Here is a 20,806-nt window from a genome sequence, read left to right as displayed (position 1 = left end):
AGTGTTACATTGTTTGGTACCGGCAGGTTGATTTAATTTCCACATGGAAATATTTGACCTCAGCTACTATAATGACGGCACTATGACACCCTGGAGCCCGCAATGAACGACGACGACGACGATTATCCCGATCCGTCGCCGGAGGAGCTGGGCATAGGCGCGCTGTTCGACGACAACGCGCCGGAACCATTCCACGACCTGGTGGCGCAGCCGCAGGACGAAATGGAAGAACTGCTGCCGCTGCTGCCGCGCCGCACCGCCGCGCCGCAGACCTGGGTGGTCACCGTGGCCGAGGCCAAATTCCACTGGTACGACCTGATCGCCGGCTTCCCGGAAGCGCCGGACATCCGCGATCCGGTCGGCCGCCATCTGCGCCGCATGCAGTTCGACCTGGAAGCGACCAGCCAGAAGCGGCTGATCTATTTTGCCGTCAACCGTCCGCGGGTGCGCTTCGACACCGCGCGCAGCACCAGTTGGGGCTTCTTTTCGCTGAAGCTGACGGTGCCGCTGCTGGTGGGACCGGAAGAAAAAAAGGACAGCATCACGCTGGAGCTGGAGGTGCCGTTCGCCGCCACCCTGAAAAAGCCCACGGTGGCCCTGACCGACCGTTTCCTCACCCTGAACTGGGGCGGGCTGGTGGAAGCCTTGTCGATCCACGACGTGCTGCAGCAGTACGAGAACAACCTGCACTACAAGACCCAGGTGCAGTACGTGGGCCAGACCAAGGACCCGCAGAACCGGCTGGGGCGCGCGCGCCTGATGCCGGTCCAACGCGTGCATCAGCATCACAGCGAGGACAACGACATGCTGCTGATGATTCAGCGTATGAACGTGGAGGTGCAGTCGTCCGACGGCGACCCGGCCGGCTTCGACGTCAACCAGAATCCGGTGGCGGCCGACATGCTGCTCAAGGACCGCATCGACGCCATCGAGTGCGCGCTGATCCGCTATTTCGAGGGACCGGAAATGCACGGCCGCACCGACAAGGAAGCCGACATCCGCAAGCAGCGCATGCGCGAAATCCAGGCCAGCAACAACCTGCAGGAATTCCGCATCGACCTGCGGCTGGAAGACGCCGGCACGTACCACGACCTGTATTCGCGCCACGTCGAGCCGGGGCGCAACCACATCATCGACTGCACCATCGTCGATGGCACTATCGTGGTCAGGCGCGTGCCGCCGCCTCCCGCCAAAAAATAAGTCCGGGGCTCAGGCCTTCGCGGCCGGCGGCAGACGGAAGCTGATCCCCATGCGGTTGAAGGCATTCATCGCGGCGATGGCGATGGTCAGGTCGACCAGATCGCGCTGCTCGAATACCGCGGACGCCGCCGCGTAAGCCTCGTCGGAGGCGTGCGTTTCGCTGACGCGCGTCACCTCTTCCGCCCACGCCAGCGCGGCGCGCTCCTGTTCGGAAAACAGGTACTCGGCCTCGTGCCACACCGGCACCAGCACCAGCTTATCGACCGACATGCCCTCTTTGATCAGATCCCGCGTATGCAGATCGATGCAGTGGGCGCAGCCGTTAATCTGCGACACCCGCAGGAATACCAGGTGAATCAGCTGGCCAGGCAGCTGCGTGCCATGGGTGACGAATTGATGGACGCCGCCCAGAGCTTTTGCTCCGTCCGGCGAAAGTTGAAACCAGTTTGCGCGTTTCATGATGGCCTTTGCTTGTCGTTTAAGGGGAAAAAAGGCGGGGCATCGAAGCCCCCCGTCTGTAAGACGGCCGGCGGCAACGCACTGTGACAGTCGGGTGAAAAAAAAATGGCGTGAATACGCTATGCTTGTCACAAAGCCCGCTGCCGGCACGTCTAAGTTGCAGGACCACTCCGCAGAAACCATCATGAGCAAGCAATCCACCACCGACGCGCTGACCACCTTTGCGGCGCTGCGCCCGCGCCTGTTCGCTACCGCCTACCGCATGCTGGGCATCCGCGCCGACGCCGAGGACGTGGTGCAGGACGCCTGGCTGCGCTGGCACGACAGCGACCACGCAGCGGTGCAGTCGGCGGAAGCGTGGCTGGTCACCATCACCACCCGGCTGGCGCTGGACCGGCTGCGCAGCCGCATGCCGGAGCGCGAAGCCTATGTCGGCTGGTGGCTGCCGGAGCCGATCGTCGAACTCGACGAACGCACGCCGGAGCGCGCGGCGGAAACCGCCAGCGAAGTGTCGATGGCCTTCATGTGGGTGCTGGAACGCCTGTCGCCCGAGGAGCGCACCGCGTTCCTGATGCGCCAGGTGTTCGACCAGGACTACGCCGACATCGCCGGCGTGCTGGGCAAGACCGAGGCGGCCTGCCGGCAGATGGTGCATCGCGCGCAGGAGCGCGTGCAGCAGGAGAAGCCGCGCTTCAGCGTGCCGCGCGAGCAGCACCGCGAGCTGCTGAGCCGTTTCATGACGGCTGCCCAGGCCGGCGACCGCGATGCCATGAAAGCCATGCTGGCCGACGATGTGCAGCTGGTGGCCGACGGCGGCGGCAAGGTCAACGCCTACCTCAACATCCTGCATGGCGCCGGCCGCGTGGCCGGCTCGTTCTGGTCGCTGGAGCACCAGTATCCGCAGCAGGTGGCGTACCGCCTGGCCCACGTCAACGGCGAACCCGGCTTGCTGCGTTACGTCGCCGGCAAGCTGGAATCGGCGCAATCGTTCCGCATCGAAGACGGCAGCATCACCGCGGTGTTCATCGTGCGCAACCCGGACAAGCTGGCCGACGTGCCGCAGACGCTGTTCTGAAGAGCGGCCCAGCTCGTTTTGTCCAATGGAAGTCATTGCCGGCGCCCTGCGCGCCACCCTCCCCTATTTCGTGTACCTGCTGTGCCTCGGCCTGGTCTGCCAGTTGCGGCAGACGCATCGCCGGTGGCTGGCCGGCGCACAGTTGCGCGGCATCCGCGACGAACGCGAACGCATCGCGCGCGTGCTGCACGACACCTATCTGCAAAGCGTGGAATCGCTGACCCTGCGCCTGCACGCCTGCGTGCGGCGTATGCCGAGCGATTCGGCGGAACGACGCGACCTGACCCACCTGCTGGACCTGACCGCCAGCGTGATGCGGGAAGGCCGCCAGCAATTGCAGGATCTGCGCGCCGGCCCCGGCGCGGCAGGCCTGGCGCAAGCCCTGGCAGAGCGCGCGCGGCTGTTCCACCGCGACGGGCCGGTGCGCGTGTCGGTGCTCAGCAGCGGCACGCCGGCCGGGCTGCGGCCACCGGTGATCTGCGAGGTGTACAACATTGCCAGCGAAGCCATCGCGAATGCCATCCGCCACGCCCAGGCCGACAGCGTGGCGGTACGACTGGACTGGCACGGCGGGGCGCTGGCGCTGAGCGTGACCGATGACGGCGTCGGCATCGCGGCAGCGTTGCTGGAGCAGGCCGGCCTGGCCGACAGCGGCGACAAATGGGGCCTGACCGGCATGCGCGAGCGCGCCGCGCTGATCGGCTGCCGGCTGACCATCCGGCGCCGCGCCGAGGGCGGCACCGCGGTGCGCCTGCTGGTGCCCGCGCCTTGAAAAAAATCCCGCCGGCCTGTCACAAGCTGAACGGCTGGCCCGTCTAACAGGTATCGAGGGCGCAATGGTGCGCCTCCCGTCTCAACCCGAAAGGTGAAACATCATGTCGCAAACTGCCCGCATTCCTTTCTTCCAACTGGCGCCGGCCAACCTGCAGGCCATGATCGCGCTGTCCGCATCGGTGAAAAAAAGCTCGCTGGGCCACCGCCTGGTGGAACTGATCAACCTGCGCGTATCGCAGCTCAACGGCTGCGGCGTGTGCGTCGACATGCACTGGCGCGATCTGATCAAGCAGGAAATGGAGCCGCGCCACATCAACGCCATCGCCGGCTGGCGCGACGCTCCGGCCTCGTTCTTCAGCGAGCGCGAACGCGCCGCCCTGAACTGGGCCGAAGCGGTCAACGCCCTGCCGCACAAGCAGCCGACCGATGCCGATTTCGACCTGCTGAAGACCCACTTCAACGACACCGAAATCGCCGAAATCAGCTACGGCATCGCCGTCATCCGCGGTTGGAACGCCATCAACGCCAGCCTGCACAACCAGATTCCGGAAGTGCCGGCGCCGGGCTTTTGACACCAGTCATAAACTTTGGTGAATATCTAAAATCCAAAGAATAAATTTCCGGAATATGTGAGCGCGGGCCATAGTGAGGTCATCCAGAACGCCTGGCCTCGGGCGCGCAACTCACATAGAAGGAAATTGACATGACCTCTCCAGCATCTCCAGCCCTGCGGGCTGGCCAGGCTGCCCACCTGCCGCCGGCAGGTGGCGCCAAGGCGGTCCCGCCGCCGACGTCCATCGCCCCCCCTCTCAGCCGCGCGCTGGCGCTGTTCGCCCTGGCGCTCGGCAGCTTCGTGATCGGCACCTCGGAATTCGCCAGCATGGGCATCATCCAGCTGATCTCCGCCAGCCTGGGCATCGCCGTGCCGCAGGCCACCGGCGCCGTCACCGCCTACGCGCTGGGCGTGGTGATCGGCGCCCCGGCCGTCACCCTGGCTGCCGCCCGTCTGAACCGCCGCACCCTGCTGCTGGCGCTGATGGCGCTGTTTATTCTCGGCAACGTGCTGTCGGCGCTGGCCGCCAGCCTGCCGCAACTGATGGCGGCGCGCTTCCTCGCCGGTCTGCCGCAGGGCGCCTATTTCGGCGCCGGCGCCATGGTCGCCTCCTACATCATGGGGCCCGGCCAGTCGGGCCGCGCGTTCGCCATCGTCATGACCGGCCTGACCGTGGCCACCATCATCGGTTCGCCGCTGGCCACCTTCCTCGGCCAGCATCTGGGCTGGCGCGAAACCTATCTGGCCGTGGCGGCGCTGTCGACCCTGGCGCTGCTGGCGATCCGCCAGTGGCTGCCGCGCACGGCGGCGCTGGACGGCGCGCCCATCATCCAGGAACTGTCCGCCCTGCGCAAAGGCCGGGTGTGGGCGATCATGGCGGTGGCCAGCACCGGCATCGCCAGCCTGTTCGCCATCTACACCTTCGTCGGCCCCATCGTCACCGACGCGGCGCGGCTGGCGCCGGCCATGATCCCGCTGGCACTGGCCATGTTCGGCATCGGCATGACCGTCGGCAATACCGCCGGCGGCCGTCTGGCCGACCTGTATCCGATGCGCGGCCTGGTGCTGGGCTTCGGCAGCGCGCTGGTGGTGCTGACGGTGCTGGCCGTGCAAGGCCAGCAGCCTTGGGTGTTGTTTCCGGCCCTGTTCGCCCTCGGCGCCGGCCTGATGGCGGCCATTCCGACCATGCAGGTGCACCTGACCAGGCTGGCGCCGGAAGCGCCGTCGCTGATGGGTGCCATGACCCTGGCCGCCTGTAACCTGGGCAACGCCATCGGCGCCTGGGCCGGCGGCGGCGCCATCGACGCCGGCTTCGGCCTGTTGTCGCCCGCCTGGGCCGGCTTCGTGCTGACCGCCACCGGCCTGGCCATCTTTAGCCTGCTGCAGCGCAAGGCAGGCCGCTGAAGTGGGACGGGATGCCGCGATTTTTTGCTGCATCCCGACAGGCATCTGGCATGATGCAGGCATGCGATATGACCTGAATCTCTTGCCGGTGTTTGTTGCGCTGATGGAGGAGCGCAATGTGACGCGGGCCGCGGCGCGGCTCGGCATCACCCAGCCGGCGCTGTCGAACGCGCTGAACCGGCTGCGCGACACCCTGCGCGATCCGCTGTTCGTGCGCGAGCGCTACGGCATCCGCCCCACCCAGCTGGCGGAAGAAATCGCGCCGGTGATCGCCGACACCCTGGCCCGGCTGGACGACGTCATCCTCGGGCGGCAGCAATTCGATCCGGCCACCGCCACCCGCCAGTTCAACATCGCGCCCAACAGCTACGTCGAATTCGTGCTGATACCTTGCGTGGTGGCCAAACTGCACCAGTTGGCGCCGGGCATCAAGGTCTCGCTGGCGCCGTTCGGCAACGATCTGGCCGAAGCCGGCGTGATTTCCGGCATGACCGACATGGCGCTGGGCCGCATCGTCGATCCGCCGGAAAACGTGATCGTCCAGCACCTGATGGACGACGGCCTGGCCTGCGTGGTGCGCGCCCACCATCCCGGGATCGGCGACAGCCTGTCGCGCGAGCAATACGAACAGCTGCGCCACGTCAACGTGCGGCCGCCGGGACGACTCAAGGCCGGCTTGTTCCAGGCGCTGGAGCGGCAGGGACTGCGGCGCGAGCTGGCGATTTCCGTGACCCATTTTCTTGCCGTACCGGAAATTATCGCCATCACCGACTACTGCGCTACTTTGCCGCGGCTGATCTGCAATCATCTCGCCAAAGACACGCGGCTGAAAATTCTGCCCTCGCCCGCCGACCTCGGCACATTCCCGGTGCAAATGGCCTGGCACGTCCGCTACCGCCAGGACGCGGCGCACCGCTGGTTCCGGCAATTACTGGTGGAAACAGCCGCCGAGCTGGCTTGCATCGGTGACGAAGGCCACAACTCCCCATAGTCTTATATACAAGAGGTTTCCAGTGCAGTGCACAAAAATTAATATATTTTTGACATAATTGTTGCATCACTGTCGCAGACAAGATACATTTGAGCTTCAGGCCTGAACAAACCGACTTTCACTTAATCCTAGTTATGAGGAGTTTGTTCACATGGAGTTTCCATCCGTTAAATCCGTTTTTGCATCCGCCGTCATGTTGCTGGCCGCCACCGCGGCCCATGCGGAACTCACCGTTTTTACGAGCCAGGCTTCCTACCAGGCGGCCGTGGGCAAAACCGGCGTTGATACCTTCAACGATCTGGACATTTTTGACCGTTACGATTCCGCCATGGCGCGCATGGCGGGCGACTACGCCTACAGCGTCAGCGCCGGTCCGAAAAACCCGCACATGTATCCTGGCGGCGACATCGATGGCGATTGGTGGCTGACCACCAGCAATGACGGTGACGCCCTGACCATGAGCCAATTCGGCAGCAACATCAAGGGCGCCGGCGGCCAGTTTTTCACTACCGACATGGGCGGCTATTCCGAACCGGGATTCTCGGTACTCGTGACCGGCGTCGATAGCACCGGCGCCACGCTGAGCTACGAGATCAAGAATTCTCAGGTGAATTCATTCCTGGGCTTCGTCACCACCGGCCACATGATCTCGGTGTCGGTCAGCTCCATCCACGGCGACGCGGATTATGTCTGGCCGACGGTGGAGAACTTCCAGCTGTCGGTCGCCGCCGTGCCGGAACCGTCCACCTACGCCATGCTGCTGGGCGGCCTGGGCCTGGTCGGCGCCATGGCCCGCCGTCGTCAGCAACGTCAGGCGTAATTGAAAATGCAAAGGCTCCGGCGCGTAGGCGTCGGAGCCTTTGTTGTTGCCTTCGGATGGCGGAGACGGCGTCGCTGCTACACGTCCCAAACCGGACGGGCAAAAAAGAAAAGCCGCTGAGGAATCAGCGGCTTTCCGAATTGGTGGTGGAGACGGCGGGAATCTGCAATCTCCACCATCAACATTCCTAAGCTGTTGATTTCTCTATAGTCGTCACATCAGTTTGGCTCGATGGCACATCCCACTTGGGGTGCCCGAGCGGGGATTATATCAGTCCCTCACCTTACAGTTCACAACCGCATTGCAGCTTCCGTTGATTAGGCGCAAGCAGGGTAACTTCCAAATTACAAGTATTGCATCATTTGTTGATCAGGAATAACTCGATAAGCTACTATGGTCCTATCGAATTATAAATTGACAACAAGGGAAGCCATGGCCGACGAAGAACAGGATGTGTGGGGCAAAGACGGCATTCTCAGCTTTCCAATCAACTGTGACGACGTGCTTGCGCAATTGGGCCAGGACATGCGAGACGATTGGTTCTTTGACACCATTCTTTACAAAGACCTCTTCGCTGGAAAACACGATCTGAAGACTCTAATCTCCGAACTTCTGCTTGAAGGAAACGGTCGCTACAGTGCCAGCTCCCGCCAGATATGCGATATCCCGAAGAAGGGTCTGGGAATACGCTATTCCCTTGAAACTGACTTTTATGATCGATTCATTTATCAAGCAATTTGTTCTTTCCTTATCAAGCACTATGATCCCTTGCTTTCGCACAGAGCCTTGGGTCATCGCTACAACAGGGAGAGCAAAGATAATAGATATCTTTTCAAAAATAGAATTGATCTATGGAAAACGTTCGAAGGAGTTACATTTACTGCTTTTAAAGATAAAAAAGTTCTACTTACTACGGACCTTATCAATTATTTTGAAAATATTACTATTGAATCCATCCGTGTAGCCTTCGAAAGTAAATTGGACAAGGTAAAAGGCAACGGAAAAGAAAGGTTTCAAATAAGGAATGCAATCGACACATTATGTGATCTCTTAACACGTTGGAGTTTTAGCGATAGACATGGACTGCCACAAAATCGTGACGCATCGTCATTTATAGCGAATGTTGTTCTTTCCGAAGTTGATCGTAAAATGGTAGATCTTGGCTACGACTACTACCGATACGTGGATGACATACGAATTATTTGTGACAATCCCCAACAAGCTAGGAAAGCACTTCATCAATTAATTGCAGAGCTACGCACTGTTGGCATGAATATTAATTCAGCCAAGACCAGGATTCTCAGCGCAGAAGATATTCCAGAGACCATAGCTGAATTCTTTCCGAACAATGATGACAGAACCTCAGCTATCGATATGATGTGGAAATCACGAAGCAGGCGCGTGATAGCACGATCAGTTCCTTTGATTCATCAAATTCTTAAGACTTGTATTGAGCAGGGTGAAACTCAATCTAGGCAATTCCGTTTTTCTGTCAACCGACTAACAATGTTAATCGACGCTGATCTTTTTGACGTCGGATCGGCTCTATCAGCGGACTTGGTTCAACTACTTTTAAATACCCTGCAGGAGCAGGCCGCCTCTACTGATCAATATTGTAAACTTCTATCGATGTTTGAGCTTTCTCCTCAAGCTCTCACAAGCATCGAAAATTATCTTTCAGACGAAGAGCAATCCATATATCAGTGGCAAAACTATCACTTGTGGTTCGTGTTAGCCAGAAAAAAATACAAAACCGATAACCTCATAAATACAGCAAAAAGAAAAATGGAGAGTAACATTTTATCAAATGAAACTCCTGCGATATTTATATATCTCTACTGCGTCGATGAAACAGATTTACTCAGGCCCTACATAGAAAAGCTCAAACCTACTTGGCCATATATGCATCAGAGATATTTCCTGTTTGCAACCAAAAATTTCTCACCTGAGGAACTTAAGCCGCTTTATGCCGTTCTCGGCACCAAAGTAAAAGGAACAGTTCGCCGCGCCGCGCAGCACTTTGCGCCAGACGGACAACCTCTGGGGCGGCGAGAAAGATCTTCGGTCTCACACATTTACCAGCATATAAGTCCTTATGATTAATCAAGTCACATCGATATTTCTATTCCTGAAGGATTATTCGGAAACTGGCGTAGACAGATACTTTCTGTATAGAGATGAGGCATTGACAGAAATTTCCGCTGCGGAGCTAGTAGCGACCAAAGGTCTACTGGTGTGTCATGATTATTGGCTAATTGCTCCGTCAATTCATGCAACGGCAGGCGCGTTACCTCCTTGCGTAATGGATCTTGACGAATTTAAAGCAGGAACAAGTGGCTCTCGGGAAGCCCGGCGATATAGGGATAGACGAGGCATTCCAGAAGCTATGGCAGATATTGTTGAGAGCAAAGAGCTGGCAAAGAAATACTCAGATATCTTCTATCGTATATCTGCATATGACGCTTCCGTCTATGAACAAACTGGAAAATTTCTTTTTGAGTTTTGGGGCAACTTAATAACTAAAGCCGCAGCCAACGGTGAAATTTCTCGACAATTCTTTATTGAAATACCTGTTTTCAACTTACTATACAAGCATATCATCTCAGGCATAGATATTGAGACAAACATACTTCGCAGGCATAAATCTCAAATAGATTATCAATATTATTCTGAACTAAAGAACTTTTCCGCAAAACACAACCTCCCACTGGAAGTTCCAAGTGATAACTCTATTAAAGAGTATCTTGAACCCTTAGGTTATGATTTCTCTGGAATCTCTATCGACTACGTTCTGGAATTTCTATCCACCCCAAATAATTTCGCATCCGACATAATGAGATTGCGACGAATTGCGGCGTCGAGATTGGTTCTGGCGGCATTGCCGTTATCCAGACGTCGGATAATTCCGATCATTGACATATTTGGCTCCATTACATCTAGGATTTACTTTAAAGATCCTGTTTTTCAAAATTTAGCAAAACGCCATCGAGACATTATAACCGCATCACCCGGAAAAACATTGTCCTATGTAGACTATGATCAATTCGAGGTTGGCATTATGGCGGCACTGTCAATGGACCCACAGTTGCTGAGGCTCTATAATTCCGATGACATATACACCGCACTATCGCTGGATATTTTCGGTGGAAACGAAAAAAGAAAAATTGCCAAAAGATTATTTCTATCCTATGCGTATGGTATGAAAACAAGATCATTGATCGATGCCGCTGTCGAACAAGGGGCAGATCGAAAGAAGGTAAAAGATTTTTTTGCCGAATTTAAGGTATTTGAATCTTGGAAAAAGAAAACCATAGAAGATTTTCAAGCCTCAGGGAGGATCAGCTCAGGGTTTGGAAATTATCAAAATCGAGAATCCGAGGGGCCTCTTAGTGAGAAAGAAAAACGAGCTGGAGTAAGCCAAGTAGTTCAGGGAACGGCTGCGTTAATATTTAAGAAAGCACTACTGAATATGCGTAATGAGACGGAGGTAAGGATTTTGTTACCCATGCATGATGCTGTTCTACTGGAACATCCGCCTGAATACGATTCCAACAAAATCGTAACAATTTTTGCGGAAACCATGAGCGAGCACCTTGAGCGAAAAGTGCTCGGCAAGGCATCATTAGAACCGTTCTTCAGCCCACCTTCTCAGTAGTGCCTGACCGCTCAGCTCCTAGCCAGAACAAGCCATAGTCAACATCTCTATGATCCTCAAACGCTTTGGCGCGGGGCGAAGCCGATCTATAAGGATAGAGGCCGAGCAATTGCCGCATCTCTGCCACCTTCAAAGCAGAGGCAACTACAATGCCCGCATCTACCTCGATAATCCATTGTTCGATCTTGGCAAGCGCGGCGGCCGCCCGTGCCGGATTCGCCTTATCATCCACGGCCGCCAGCATGAGATCAATGGTGTGGTCAGGTAAGTTCGTTGCCATTTGTTGCTCCTAAAAGTTATTTAAGGAACTCCAAGATAACGTCACGACAAATAAAACCGCCACTTTCTCGTGTTCCCGCCGTCTGCTTGTTCGCCACTGCCCGGCCTTTCCATATGCCGAAGATCAGGTCTACTGGCCCCGATTTTCAAATTTGCTCCCCAGTTGCACTCACATAGGGCAACGCGGGACCGTTTGCTTCTAGGACTATTGCTTCTGGATGGTGTCCCCAGAAGTGGTGTATGAGAAGTGATTCTAAAGGGCTGGGTCCCCGGTTAGTTGATCACGGCAGAGAGCCGTGCGGACTGATTGTCGCTCAAGCTCAGTAATCCTTCAAGCTGCATGTAGCGCCGCTGCAGCGACCATTCGTCGTTCTGCTCCAACATCATGGCCCCCACCAGCTCTATAGTCTTTCCTCTATATGCCGGTATCTTGTTCATGTTGGCGGGAAGCTTTTTCAGGGTTTCAACATAGGTCAGCGCCACGTCGTCATTAATCTCGCTAAGCGGAAGGTCCCCAACGATCTCAATGAATAGCTTGTAGATCGGCATATACTCCTTTTCGCTTGATGCAAGCCAACGGCCTTTGGCAAGTCGGTCGCGCCTGTAATCTTGAACCAATTCAGAGAATAGCAGGGAGGGCTTTCTGGCAGATTCGGCACGTGATGACAGCCCGCCAGAGCCAGCGGCTGTCAGCCCCTCTACTGCTGCGCGGATTGACTCTGGCGTGTCATGAGGTTCGGTTTGAAGTTTGACGCTCTTGGGCTTCATGAACTCGTCAAAGTTGAGTTCCATGATCAGGCCGACTTTGGCGATACCGTCGTTGGGCATTCTTTTGTTGGACATGCTTTCTTGTCGCAGGCGTTCGAACACGCGCTTGAACACGGCTGATAACGCTTGGACAGCGCTGGCGGCTTCGCGTACGTTTGGGGTCCGCAGGCTGCGGTAAATTTCTCGAGAGGCGAAATGATGGCGAAGGTCGCGCGGGATAGCAATGCGGAAATGTAAAGTTCCTGACCGGCTGCGGTGAAGGTGAGAGGGGAGCTTGATTGCCATGCCTGATCCGTTTTCGGGTTCTGATTTGGGGTTCAAAGCCAAATCGGACAGGGAAAAAAGAAAAAGCCGTTGACGAATCAACGGCTTATGTGATTTTTGGTGGGACGGCGGCAATCAAACCAAGTTACTATTTTTTATAAATATCAGTAACTTACGAAGGTTTTCATTCGTTTGATTTCTTACACCACCCCCAATAACACCCCCACCTATACACTCGACTCTTTGCAATTGAGATGCAGATTGTTTGACCGTTAGCGTTTTTTTAGCTGGAAAAATCGTGCAAACTTCGTTGCAGGGTTACGACATTTGTAGCCTTTCACTTCTCGTTCCTCACTCCTCCCAGCGGAAACATGATCTGACACCTTCTCGGAAGTTGGCTGTCTAGCACTCCTATACAGCAAACTAGGGGCGGCCCATAATGCAGATTCCCAAAAGCAACCAAACTTAACTGAGTATTAGCCCGTAAGATGCAAACAAATCAATACTTTCAAAATTTTGAAAACATAGCAACGCTTATTGTGAAGGCCAGCCGTTTTCCTCAATTTCGAGACATAAAATGGCGTGCAGACACAATCGCCTTAACCGTTGGATATCAGAATATCGCAGCCATTGCGTATCAGATTGACAAGTCCATCGGCCAAAAATTTCATGAACTATCCACCGAATCTGCTCAGAACGCGCCATTACGCCGCAGCGATTTTTCAGAGGCCATGTGGTTAAAGGAAGTGATTAGGGATGGGGCGAAATTTGAAACATCGGAGGGCATCGTTCTCAATGCAAGTCAACTTTTTGCTATCTGGTCACTTAAAATTCTTGATGATGCGGCAATGTTCATTCATTTGATGAGTGATCCAAATGACGTCGATCTGGAGGATGACTCTCATTGCATCCAAGACAAATTGGATACCAACGAACAGGATCTCCGATGTGCCCTTATCGTTTCGGAACTACTGTCAAGCGCTATGCAGACTATCTGCCAGGCCGAAAGCTTGCTGAGCGAGTCGGAGTTGAATGCACTACTTGACAAGTATCATCGTCGAGGATTTGACGCTGCGGTACGCGAGGAAGCATATCGCCGGGCGGATGAACACGAAAAAATTGTTGAGCGTTGTAAGGCCGGAGCCGCCGCAAAATGGAAGCGTCATCCCTTGACAGCGCTCCGCGCAGAGGCAACGGAGTTATGTGTCGAATTGTTGGAGAAATGGCGCGCCAATCCAAGTCTATATAGGGGCGATTCCGCATTTGCTGAAGATATGTTTAACAAAATCCCTACCGACAGCGACGGAGAGCCAGTTTACGCCTTCGATACATTGCTCAAGCGGCTATTACCAAAGTGGAAAAGGCAACTGTCCTAGAATTTGATGACATAGAAATCCTCCTGCTACGCAGGGTAGGAACTGTGCTCAGCAGGGTGGGAACTATGCTCAGCATCATGGTTCCAAGTTGCCTCTCAGAAAAATAAGATGCACTCCTCGATCCAACGGGATCCAACGAAAGAGGATGCAGATCAATGAACGAACTTCCAGAAACCGGCTTTCTTAAACTTTCCCAAATCTTAGGTGATCTGAAAGCCTCCCCACCTATCCCTCCAATCATTCCTGTATCCAAATCTACGTGGTTTGCAGGTGTCAAAGCAAAGAAATTTCCACAGCCAGTTCGGTTCGGCGCATGGTCAACTTTCTACAGGGTTGAAGATATCCGTGCCCTTTTGGCCACGGCAAAATAAGTGCCGCATATCATGGCACACAAGCGGAAACCTCAGGAAAAGATTCCTGAAGCTTGGCTCATGGAGAATGAATGGCCTACCCCGAAGTCGGAGGGAATGCCAACCACCGATGCGATACAGAACGGGTACATCAATCACGCAATGATTGAAATCCAGGCGAATGCGATGGCGCGGCTCTACCTGAATACCAAGGCCGAGGGGGAAGTCTTTGCGCCAGAGCTGACAGCCTTTTCGCGGCAGTTCAAGCGTGTCGGCTTTCCAAACTCGAAGGTAAAAAATGTGCCGCGCTGGTATCGTCGTAGCTTGTTGCGTGACGCCCGGCAGCGATTGGACTACGCCCATCACGAGCAGCGCTTAATTGGCGCAGAGAAAAGCCGCATCGTTTCTAGCCCGGTATTGGCATCACGTCGGTATCAACGCGCAAAGCAGATGGCATACCTGGAAAATACCGAGGTTTTCGTTGTCGGAGCCGATGGAGAGGAACTTGCGATTACGTGCGCGGATATTTATAAGACGCCACGCAAAATATTTGGAAAGCACTATGTCCGAATGAAGGGCCTTGAGAAGTTCAGCCTAGAACAGTCGTTGATTGGCTACTTTCTGACGTTGACTTTACCGCCTGAGTGGCATCCCAATCCTAAAAATGGAAACAATTCATGGGAAGGGGCCAGCCCTGGAGATGGGCACCGGGAGTTGCAACGGAAGTGGCGAAACTGGCAGGTCGTCTTTGGTAAAACGATGTTTGTTCGCGTAGAAGAGCAGCATGAAGACGGAACACCCCATTGGCATATTTTGGTTTGGATTAAGCCGGAAGATGAAGCTCTGCTTCTCAAGAAGTTCGCTCAACATTTCGGCATGCCCCCGGCTGCCGATATCCGTAAGATCGACTTATCGAAAGGAACCGGTACAAGCTATTTGTCTAAGTACGTCTTGGCAACCCTTGGCACCGGTTCTGCGATGCATGCAGAGACCGCCGAGCTTGCCGACGCTCATCGTGCAACATGGGGAGGGCGAATGATTCAGATCTCAGATCTTAAGGGTAGTTCAACAATATGGGATGAGCTTCGACGGCTGAAAGTCGATGCTCAACAGTGGAGCTCCTTAACCCCAATAGGGAAAGATTTACATGCGTGCGCCGTAAGCAATAACTACTGCAACTTTTTGACGATTCTGAAATCAATGAGTGAAACAGGCCGCACCAAAATTTTGTACGAGAAGGACGAAACTGGCCACAAGCTCATCAAGGGCGTTCGTGTTGACTTTATTGACATCTCCACTCGTGAAAAGAAGTGGGGAGTTAGGCCAAAGAATGGCTAACAAGACAACAATGCAGTTAGTCATAGTTATCCAAGACCCCCAACTTCTCCCACTAGAATAATTTATGGTTTGGCTCAAGACCAGAATCAGACATAAATGTTTTGAACAGATTGGATTCGCCACTAGTGCCCGGATTAAACCGGGCAACAGTGAAGTCATCGTCATTAATGTTCACTTTGTTGAATATCGCTAGGAAATCCGATTTTGACGGAATCTCAGCTTTCCAGCGCAAGCTTAAGTAAGCCGGTTTAAGGAAACGCATGAGGGCTCGGAATCCATTCGTCTTATTAAGGATTAGTCCTTCTCCACCTGTAACCCAAGCAGTCGGCCAACGTTCGGCAACTGCACTAAAATAGTTTGAAATAAGGTCAGTAAGCTCCATATCCCTTTCTTGAATGAATAGGGAGCGGAAGATCAGTTTTTCAGATTTCGACTCATCAATTTTAGGTTTTTTGTGGCGACGGTAAATATCTCTGTCCAAAACCTTATCATCCGTCAAGTAGCCAATGAGGGCCTCAACGAAAGTGGCTTGAGTCAAAGTTTCTGTAAATTTTCCTGCGGTAGCGGTCCCCAAGCGTTTTATCTTTGAATAGAACGGGCTTTTTGGGTAAGAGTTCAGCGCGACAGCAATTTGATGGCAGGTCTTCTGTGGACTTCTTGCCTTAGATAACTCAAACAGGTCATAAACAAGGCTCTTGTTTACTTTCGTTTGCGCGAGATTAACTGTTGAAAATACATAAGCCTGGCTCTCAACATCCATATCGACAAAGATGCTGACATTCACATCAAATTGCTCACCGCTGAAAGTTTGGAGACCTGCAATTCTATGTTGTCCGTCTAAAACCTGTGCAATACGCGACGACTCCAAATTTTGATCTTCATTGTTTTCATCGGCGAAATTTCTGAGAATCATACGATTCTCTTTTTCTATATATTCAACGTATTTACCGTTGATGGCAAGTATGATTGCGGTAGGGAAGCAAGCGTCAACCGTATTTACGTATTGGCCAATTTCTTTCACGCGAGAAGAAGATAGCGGGCGCTGGATCCCTAGGTATTGCTCAAACTCACGATCCTCTTGCTCCATTCGACGAACATCTGCATACGTTATTTGGCAAAGAGTTTTCGCATCGATAGTTGCGATATAAAAATCCCCGATTGGCTGTCGCAGCTTTAGGCATGGAAAGGACTCCTCGAATTTATTCGTCAGGATGCTTTGTTGTTTCACGATTGTTGTCCTTCTGCGTGCGCCGCCCACTGATCAGCGAAGGCTTTATCTTGTTTTTGTCCAGACGCGTCCGTGGACGCCAGCATTTTTTGGTAGACCACTGCCGTATAGCGTAAGAATAACGCAAGCCCAAAGATGTAGTATGACCATTGTCGTATCGCGTTCATGTTCAAACTTACATTTAGATTGAGACTTGGGGCAATGGTCTGCAGGCGAAGCAGGCCGAAGATCACTGCCGCTACTACTGCAAAGACCCACAGTGCATAGACATGCCAGATTGCCCCCGGGAACGGACTCTTTCCCTTGCGATCTTGCATGGCAGCAAGCAAGATCGGACCGGCAAAAGATACTGAAAAAATTAAAAGCTCGCCGTTCGATACCGTTTTCAGGATCATGTCGAGCAAGGATGCTTTTTGATAATCAATGAGGACGCTCATGATTACTACCGTCACCCAAAAGGTGGTGGTAGAGAAAGCTAAAGCGAAAAAAAACTCTTTCAAAGCCTGAACATGGTCTTTCCCACTGCAGTCGGCTAAGCCGCCGATGAGCGGTAGTGGCCGAACTATCGCGCGGAAAACGTCAGCAATTTTTCTTAGACCGTAAGCCATGAGTGTGCGAGCTTTCGACAGATTCATGCTACTTCACTCGGATACAATAAGTAATTCCTCATATGCCTTTCTGGCAGATGAGGCACCGGCAATAACGCTCATGCGGGAAACTGGTGTAAGTAAGAATCCGTTCTCATATAAAGATCGGACGCTTTCATGATTTGCGTTTGTCATAATAACCTTTGCCCCGCGTGCGGCTGCTCTAACAAGAGAGTCTCGTAGCCGAATCTGATCCTGCCAAGAAAAAATGTTTTCGTTATATTTTATGAAGCCGTTGTGATTATGGTGGATCGTATAAGGCGGGTCTGCGAAAATTACGTCGTTATTCCCCGCCAGATTGATAGTTTCCTCAAAATCTCGGCAATGCAGTTCAGCGTTGTTCAACAACTCGGCTGTGGCAGGAAAATTATCCGTGTCTAAAATAACCTTGGTCTTTGTTCCAATCGGAACATTAAAGTTTCCAGCCAAATTAACGCGGTAAAGCCCGTTCCAGCAGGTTCGATTCAGATAAATAAACTGGGCAGCTCGGGTGTGCTGTGCTCGCAGTGCCTGGCCTCGGACTTCATAGTAGTAATCCTTAGAATGCTGACGGTGGTGTCGGCGTAAAACAGTGCTCACTCTTTCAGCATCATCGCGAATACTCACGTAGGCGTTGATCAGGTCGTTGTTCAAATCCGACAACACTGCCGCCTTTGGCTGCAGGGAGAAAAAGATGGCTCCACTCCCCAGGAAGGGCTCGTAGTAGGTCGAAAAGTTTGAAGGAATAAGGTTCAGTACATGCTCGGCCAGCCAGCGCTTACCACCAGCCCACTTGAGGAAGGGCAGAAGCGATGGCGGAGAAGCTTGAGTGGTAGCAGTTGCGGTCATGGGGCTGGTACGGTTGTGGGCCAAGGGCGTATGTTGTCAAAAATTAACGCCAAATGGCTAGGCGACTCATCTTACTTCATCCTGCAACGTATTGGTACTTTTTAGCAATAGTTTCAACATGGAAGCTGGTGTTCTGTTGAGAAGTTTCGGTCAGCTCGCCGGGTAATTCTCATTGGATAAGGCATCTAAATTGCTGAAATTCAACATTTCACTTGGTGAAACACCTAGCGTCTCTGCCAACTTACAGATGTTTGTAAGGGCAAGATTCCGCTGTCCTCGTTCTATTCCGCCTACATAGGATCTTGCCAACCCTGACTCGAAGCTAAGCCGCTCTTGAGACCAGCCTAAGCGCTTTCTAAGTTCTACAAGGTGTAGCCCAAACAGCTTTAGAGGATCGTAGTCCATAGGTTTCGTCGAAGTATGAAGAGGTACTCGATCATAAGAATTCGACCACTATGTTGCGACGCTCTATAGGTGCACTCACTTTGAGTACACGCACTATGAGTGACAAATTTAAATTTGCTAACTATAATTCCTCATGGAAATTTGGGTTGCATGTTTTATTTACACCTTTCTAGGGGGGAGCATGGAAAGTGTTTTCATATCAAAAGGACATCTAACGCGAGTGTCGTCATCCACGGTTGCTTCGGGGATGAATCATTATTCTTTCATTGAGATTGATGAAACGCGAGTTGATGGGGTTCAAGTATCCAACTATCTCGATGACGATCTTCGACGGTGCATGGGAGAAGAGGTCGAATTTTCTTTCTATCGAAAGAATAAAAACGAACTGATTTTGGCAGCCATAAAAAACAATGCCGGAAAAATATTCCGTGATCAATCACTGCCTCGGATGTCGCTGATTTGGACTGAGATGATCATTTGTCTGCCAATAGCTTTTATCTGCGGTTGCATAGCATGGCTTTCTTCATTTTTCATCAGCTTGCCAATTATGTTTCTGCTTAAAAGTCTCGACCTCTCTGAGACTATTTTGGGCTCTATAGCCTTTGGCCCAATTTTCTTGATATGGGGTGGACTTTTTGTATGGGTGATGTTTTTTTCAAAAAAATTCTCTCAGCGTGCTGCGTACAGGTATTTCGAACGGGCACGCAATAGCTTGTGATGTGTAGGACATACTCGAACGGAAATAATTAATGAAAAAATTGATACTTACTACTGCCGTAGTTTCGGTTGTTCTCAGTGGTTGCGGTGGTGGAGGCTCAGCAGCTAATCCATCTGCAGTCAGCCCGGCCACCCCAGCTACGCCAGGGGCTCCAGCAGTCACGCCAGGCGATACGCAAACTAGCGTCCCGCCGTTCAGCTACGCTTCCAAATCAGAAGAAGGTGCATTCGCGACTGCGTTAAACGACTTCCGCAAGAGCGTCGGCCTCGGACTGCTAGCGCAAGACACATCGCTGGATGCGGCTGCTGCGAATCATTTGTCTTACTTACTGGTAAATGACAAGAACAATGGCGGTACAGTTGATTTCAACGCGATCGACGCATCAACAGGACGTTCCGCCCTGCATATCGAAAATGCAAACTTGCCAAAATTTACTGGCATCCAAGAACAGGATCGCTCAAAAGTGACTGGTTACACGGGTACTTATACTGGAGAGGAGGTAACGTTTGGCGGCGGCCACGGAGGAGCAGCGGCATTGAGTACGCTGACGCAGACGGTATATCACCGCGCCGGATTGATGCTTCAAAATGTTCGCGAATTAGGAATAGCAGTAGGAGCCGATCGGTCCCAGACGGCCGTGCTTGAGATGGGACTGAAGACCGCACAATCCGTTAGCTCCGACTATGTTGGTGTCTATCCGAGCCCAGATCAGATCGGTGTTCCCTTGCACGCCTACGTCGAGTCCCCGAACCCATTCCCGGAGCTGTCCACTTCGAATAGCGACTTCCCGACTAAAACTGCATTCCCGATCAGCGTCTCCATTGTCAGCGGCAATACCCTTGCAGTAAGCAGCTTTACGATTACTCAAGTAGGGCAGAACACGCCGTTGAGCACTCGTGTTATGACCCGTTCGAATGACCCTAATGCTTACTTGGATAGGAACGTTGCATTTGCTATTGGCAATGCCCCTTTTCAGCCTGGTACGGCGTACCGGGTTAAGTTCGTTGGTACAAATAACGGCATAGCGTTTTCCAAAGAGTGGACATTCACCACGCAAAATTAAGAAAGCCTTCACCTTGTAGCTGCGCCTGGCTTGTTTCATGGCGCAGCATTTCTATCAGTGCGGCTTAGAAGGCTTCGGCGTAAGGCCGCCACTAATCTTCCCCTCCCGGGTCGATTTTCCGGTAGAAGGCACGGGCGAACTGGTAGTTAAAAACGATGAGTGCTTGCCGCTGAATTCATCAAAGATTTTCAGCAAGAGGTCGCTGAAATCGGCCCTGACTTCGAGGGCTGCGGACTTCGCAGATAAAGCGCATATCTCAACAATCAGTTTAAGAAAAACGTAGTTGTCCGTTCCCACAGCACCAAGCGGCGATGCTAGCTCGGCATTTCGCTTTAGCAGTCTTCCGGTGCCATCTAGTGGCTGCACAGGTTCCTCTGGCATTGCTGCCCCCTCACAGGTGAGATCATATCTGTTATCGAAGGCCAAGCGCTCTTCGTCGTACGATAACCAAAGTAGCTTTTGCTCTTTCTGTTGCATGGCCCATGCCGCCAGTTTTTCCGGATCGCTGATCTGGAGCCGCTTACTCGCCACGTCAGCAATACTGTCGATCATTGCTGAGTCGTGTTGGTACATCGTGAATAGACTCTGTCGTCTCGCGTGATTGGTTGGTC

21 protein-coding genes and 2 pseudogenes are annotated in these 20,806 nt (G+C 53.2%); 14 read left to right on the top strand and 9 right to left on the bottom strand.

The window, feature by feature from the left end; all coding sequences use genetic code 11:
• Positions 1-102: 102 nt before the first annotated feature.
• Positions 103-1,200: a hypothetical protein gene (locus tag E4L98_RS17260; protein ID WP_135202783.1), complete on the top strand. Its 1,098-nt coding sequence runs from the start codon at positions 103-105 to the stop codon at positions 1,198-1,200.
• 9 nt (positions 1,201-1,209) lie between these two features.
• On the opposite strand, the gene E4L98_RS17255 is transcribed toward E4L98_RS17260, so the two are convergent.
• Positions 1,210-1,659 carry a carboxymuconolactone decarboxylase family protein gene (locus tag E4L98_RS17255; RefSeq protein WP_135202782.1) on the bottom strand — a complete coding sequence of 150 codons (450 nt, stop codon included), beginning with the start codon at positions 1,657-1,659 and terminating at the stop codon, positions 1,210-1,212.
• 184 nt (positions 1,660-1,843) lie between these two features.
• Between E4L98_RS17255 and E4L98_RS17250 the strand changes: the two genes are divergently transcribed.
• The 8 genes from E4L98_RS17250 (at position 1,844) to E4L98_RS17215 (ending at position 10,931) form a co-directional block, all read left to right on the top strand.
• Entirely contained in the window at positions 1,844-2,734 is an 891-nt protein-coding gene (locus tag E4L98_RS17250; RefSeq protein ID WP_135202781.1) for an RNA polymerase sigma-70 factor, read from the top strand.
• A 25-nt stretch (positions 2,735-2,759) separates the two neighbouring features.
• On the top strand, positions 2,760-3,506 hold the full coding sequence (locus E4L98_RS17245) for a sensor histidine kinase (RefSeq protein ID WP_135202780.1): 747 nt from the start codon (positions 2,760-2,762) through the stop codon (positions 3,504-3,506).
• Between the two features lie 103 nt (positions 3,507-3,609).
• Positions 3,610-4,080: a carboxymuconolactone decarboxylase family protein gene (locus E4L98_RS17240; RefSeq protein WP_135202779.1), complete on the top strand. Its 471-nt coding sequence runs from the start codon at positions 3,610-3,612 to the stop codon at positions 4,078-4,080.
• 131 nt (positions 4,081-4,211) lie between these two features.
• Positions 4,212-5,465 carry an MFS transporter gene (locus tag E4L98_RS17235; protein WP_135202778.1) on the top strand — a complete coding sequence of 418 codons (1,254 nt, stop codon included), beginning with the start codon at positions 4,212-4,214 and terminating at the stop codon, positions 5,463-5,465.
• A gap of 61 nt (positions 5,466-5,526) precedes the next feature.
• A complete protein-coding gene (locus E4L98_RS17230) occupies positions 5,527-6,456 on the top strand; it encodes a LysR family transcriptional regulator (RefSeq protein WP_135202777.1) in 930 nt (309 codons plus the stop codon).
• Positions 6,457-6,607: 151 nt separating this feature from the next.
• Positions 6,608-7,276: a PEPxxWA-CTERM sorting domain-containing protein gene (locus E4L98_RS17225; protein WP_135202776.1), complete on the top strand. Its 669-nt coding sequence runs from the start codon at positions 6,608-6,610 to the stop codon at positions 7,274-7,276.
• A gap of 432 nt (positions 7,277-7,708) precedes the next feature.
• Complete coding sequence (locus E4L98_RS17220) at positions 7,709-9,379, top strand: RNA-directed DNA polymerase (RefSeq protein WP_135202775.1); 1,671 nt, start codon at positions 7,709-7,711, stop codon at positions 9,377-9,379.
• Positions 9,372-10,931: a DNA polymerase gene (locus E4L98_RS17215; protein WP_205746759.1), complete on the top strand. Its 1,560-nt coding sequence runs from the start codon at positions 9,372-9,374 to the stop codon at positions 10,929-10,931. The genes E4L98_RS17220 and E4L98_RS17215 overlap by 8 nt, the downstream gene beginning before the upstream one ends.
• Here the strand turns inward: E4L98_RS17215 and E4L98_RS17210 are convergent.
• From E4L98_RS17210 to E4L98_RS31185, 3 genes and pseudogenes are all read right to left on the bottom strand, one after another.
• Positions 10,912-11,211, bottom strand: coding sequence for a hypothetical protein (locus tag E4L98_RS17210; RefSeq protein WP_135202774.1), 300 nt, complete (start codon positions 11,209-11,211; stop codon positions 10,912-10,914). The genes E4L98_RS17215 and E4L98_RS17210 overlap by 20 nt on opposite strands.
• 272 nt (positions 11,212-11,483) lie before the next feature.
• Positions 11,484-11,612 (bottom strand): annotated as a pseudogene (locus E4L98_RS17205) (IS256 family transposase); the annotation flags it as partial.
• 459 nt (positions 11,613-12,071) lie between these two features.
• Positions 12,072-12,263: pseudogene (locus E4L98_RS31185) on the bottom strand (DUF6538 domain-containing protein); the annotation flags it as partial.
• Between the two features lie 467 nt (positions 12,264-12,730).
• Here E4L98_RS31185 and E4L98_RS17200 point away from each other — a divergent pair.
• The 3 genes from E4L98_RS17200 to E4L98_RS17190 all read left to right on the top strand — a co-directional run bounded on the left by E4L98_RS17200 (position 12,731) and on the right by E4L98_RS17190 (position 15,306).
• Positions 12,731-13,618, top strand: coding sequence for a hypothetical protein (locus E4L98_RS17200; protein ID WP_135202773.1), 888 nt, complete (start codon positions 12,731-12,733; stop codon positions 13,616-13,618).
• Between the two features lie 155 nt (positions 13,619-13,773).
• Positions 13,774-13,989: a helix-turn-helix transcriptional regulator gene (locus E4L98_RS17195; RefSeq protein WP_135202772.1), complete on the top strand. Its 216-nt coding sequence runs from the start codon at positions 13,774-13,776 to the stop codon at positions 13,987-13,989.
• Between the two features lie 96 nt (positions 13,990-14,085).
• Entirely contained in the window at positions 14,086-15,306 is a 1,221-nt protein-coding gene (locus E4L98_RS17190) for a replication endonuclease (protein WP_167761360.1), read from the top strand.
• 52 nt (positions 15,307-15,358) lie between these two features.
• On the opposite strand, the gene E4L98_RS17185 is transcribed toward E4L98_RS17190, so the two are convergent.
• The 4 genes from E4L98_RS17185 to E4L98_RS17170 form a co-directional block, all read right to left on the bottom strand.
• The gene (locus E4L98_RS17185) at positions 15,359-16,534 is read right to left on the bottom strand and encodes a DGQHR domain-containing protein (RefSeq protein ID WP_135202770.1); all 1,176 of its coding nucleotides are present in this window, start codon (positions 16,532-16,534) and stop codon (positions 15,359-15,361) included.
• Positions 16,531-17,169, bottom strand: a complete 639-nt coding sequence (locus E4L98_RS17180; protein WP_135202769.1) for a hypothetical protein — start codon at positions 17,167-17,169, stop codon at positions 16,531-16,533. The genes E4L98_RS17185 and E4L98_RS17180 overlap by 4 nt, the downstream gene beginning before the upstream one ends.
• 6 nt (positions 17,170-17,175) lie before the next feature.
• Positions 17,176-18,009 carry a DNA adenine methylase gene (locus E4L98_RS17175; protein WP_135202768.1) on the bottom strand — a complete coding sequence of 278 codons (834 nt, stop codon included), beginning with the start codon at positions 18,007-18,009 and terminating at the stop codon, positions 17,176-17,178.
• A 150-nt stretch (positions 18,010-18,159) separates the two neighbouring features.
• Complete coding sequence (locus E4L98_RS17170; protein ID WP_135202767.1) at positions 18,160-18,414, bottom strand: helix-turn-helix domain-containing protein; 255 nt, start codon at positions 18,412-18,414, stop codon at positions 18,160-18,162.
• 181 nt (positions 18,415-18,595) lie between these two features.
• On the opposite strand from E4L98_RS17170, the gene E4L98_RS17165 reads away from it, so the two are divergent.
• Together E4L98_RS17165 and E4L98_RS17160 are read left to right on the top strand one after the other, a co-directional pair.
• Complete coding sequence (locus E4L98_RS17165; RefSeq protein ID WP_135202766.1) at positions 18,596-19,132, top strand: hypothetical protein; 537 nt, start codon at positions 18,596-18,598, stop codon at positions 19,130-19,132.
• Between the two features lie 31 nt (positions 19,133-19,163).
• Positions 19,164-20,195 (top strand): CAP domain-containing protein, encoded by a 1,032-nt coding sequence (locus E4L98_RS17160; RefSeq protein ID WP_135202765.1) that lies wholly within the window; start codon positions 19,164-19,166, stop codon positions 20,193-20,195.
• Between the two features lie 54 nt (positions 20,196-20,249).
• Here E4L98_RS17160 and E4L98_RS17155 read toward each other — a convergent pair whose 3' ends face one another.
• The gene (locus E4L98_RS17155) at positions 20,250-20,747 is read right to left on the bottom strand and encodes a hypothetical protein (RefSeq protein ID WP_135202764.1); all 498 of its coding nucleotides are present in this window, start codon (positions 20,745-20,747) and stop codon (positions 20,250-20,252) included.
• Positions 20,748-20,806: the final 59 nt, after the last annotated feature.

Origin of the sequence: Duganella callida (assembly GCF_004614165.1) — a bacterium.
Classification (GTDB): Bacteria; Pseudomonadota; Gammaproteobacteria; order Burkholderiales; family Burkholderiaceae_D; genus Rugamonas; species Rugamonas callida.
Note: the sequence above shows the minus strand (reverse complement) of the source record. Positions and strands in the feature narration are given on the sequence as shown.

What these genes read in the sequence shown, in the direction of transcription:
- E4L98_RS17260 (WP_135202783.1), top strand. Translation starts at nt 103, where the DNA reads ATGAACGACGACGACGACGATTATCCCGATCCGTCGCCGGAGGAGCTG.
- E4L98_RS17255 (WP_135202782.1), bottom strand. Translation starts at nt 1,659, where the DNA reads ATGAAACGCGCAAACTGGTTTCAACTTTCGCCGGACGGAGCAAAAGCT.
- E4L98_RS17250 (WP_135202781.1), top strand. Translation starts at nt 1,844, where the DNA reads ATGAGCAAGCAATCCACCACCGACGCGCTGACCACCTTTGCGGCGCTG.
- E4L98_RS17245 (WP_135202780.1), top strand. Translation starts at nt 2,760, where the DNA reads ATGGAAGTCATTGCCGGCGCCCTGCGCGCCACCCTCCCCTATTTCGTG.
- E4L98_RS17240 (WP_135202779.1), top strand. Translation starts at nt 3,610, where the DNA reads ATGTCGCAAACTGCCCGCATTCCTTTCTTCCAACTGGCGCCGGCCAAC.
- E4L98_RS17235 (WP_135202778.1), top strand. Translation starts at nt 4,212, where the DNA reads ATGACCTCTCCAGCATCTCCAGCCCTGCGGGCTGGCCAGGCTGCCCAC.
- E4L98_RS17230 (WP_135202777.1), top strand. Translation starts at nt 5,527, where the DNA reads ATGCGATATGACCTGAATCTCTTGCCGGTGTTTGTTGCGCTGATGGAG.
- E4L98_RS17225 (WP_135202776.1), top strand. Translation starts at nt 6,608, where the DNA reads ATGGAGTTTCCATCCGTTAAATCCGTTTTTGCATCCGCCGTCATGTTG.
- E4L98_RS17220 (WP_135202775.1), top strand. Translation starts at nt 7,709, where the DNA reads ATGGCCGACGAAGAACAGGATGTGTGGGGCAAAGACGGCATTCTCAGC.
- E4L98_RS17215 (WP_205746759.1), top strand. Translation starts at nt 9,372, where the DNA reads ATGATTAATCAAGTCACATCGATATTTCTATTCCTGAAGGATTATTCG.
- E4L98_RS17210 (WP_135202774.1), bottom strand. Translation starts at nt 11,211, where the DNA reads ATGGCAACGAACTTACCTGACCACACCATTGATCTCATGCTGGCGGCC.
- E4L98_RS17200 (WP_135202773.1), top strand. Translation starts at nt 12,731, where the DNA reads ATGCAAACAAATCAATACTTTCAAAATTTTGAAAACATAGCAACGCTT.
- E4L98_RS17195 (WP_135202772.1), top strand. Translation starts at nt 13,774, where the DNA reads ATGAACGAACTTCCAGAAACCGGCTTTCTTAAACTTTCCCAAATCTTA.
- E4L98_RS17190 (WP_167761360.1), top strand. Translation starts at nt 14,086, where the DNA reads ATGCCAACCACCGATGCGATACAGAACGGGTACATCAATCACGCAATG.
- E4L98_RS17180 (WP_135202769.1), bottom strand. Translation starts at nt 17,169, where the DNA reads ATGAATCTGTCGAAAGCTCGCACACTCATGGCTTACGGTCTAAGAAAA.
- E4L98_RS17175 (WP_135202768.1), bottom strand. Translation starts at nt 18,009, where the DNA reads ATGACCGCAACTGCTACCACTCAAGCTTCTCCGCCATCGCTTCTGCCC.
- E4L98_RS17170 (WP_135202767.1), bottom strand. Translation starts at nt 18,414, where the DNA reads ATGGACTACGATCCTCTAAAGCTGTTTGGGCTACACCTTGTAGAACTT.
- E4L98_RS17165 (WP_135202766.1), top strand. Translation starts at nt 18,596, where the DNA reads ATGGAAAGTGTTTTCATATCAAAAGGACATCTAACGCGAGTGTCGTCA.
- E4L98_RS17160 (WP_135202765.1), top strand. Translation starts at nt 19,164, where the DNA reads ATGAAAAAATTGATACTTACTACTGCCGTAGTTTCGGTTGTTCTCAGT.
- E4L98_RS17155 (WP_135202764.1), bottom strand. Translation starts at nt 20,747, where the DNA reads ATGATCGACAGTATTGCTGACGTGGCGAGTAAGCGGCTCCAGATCAGC.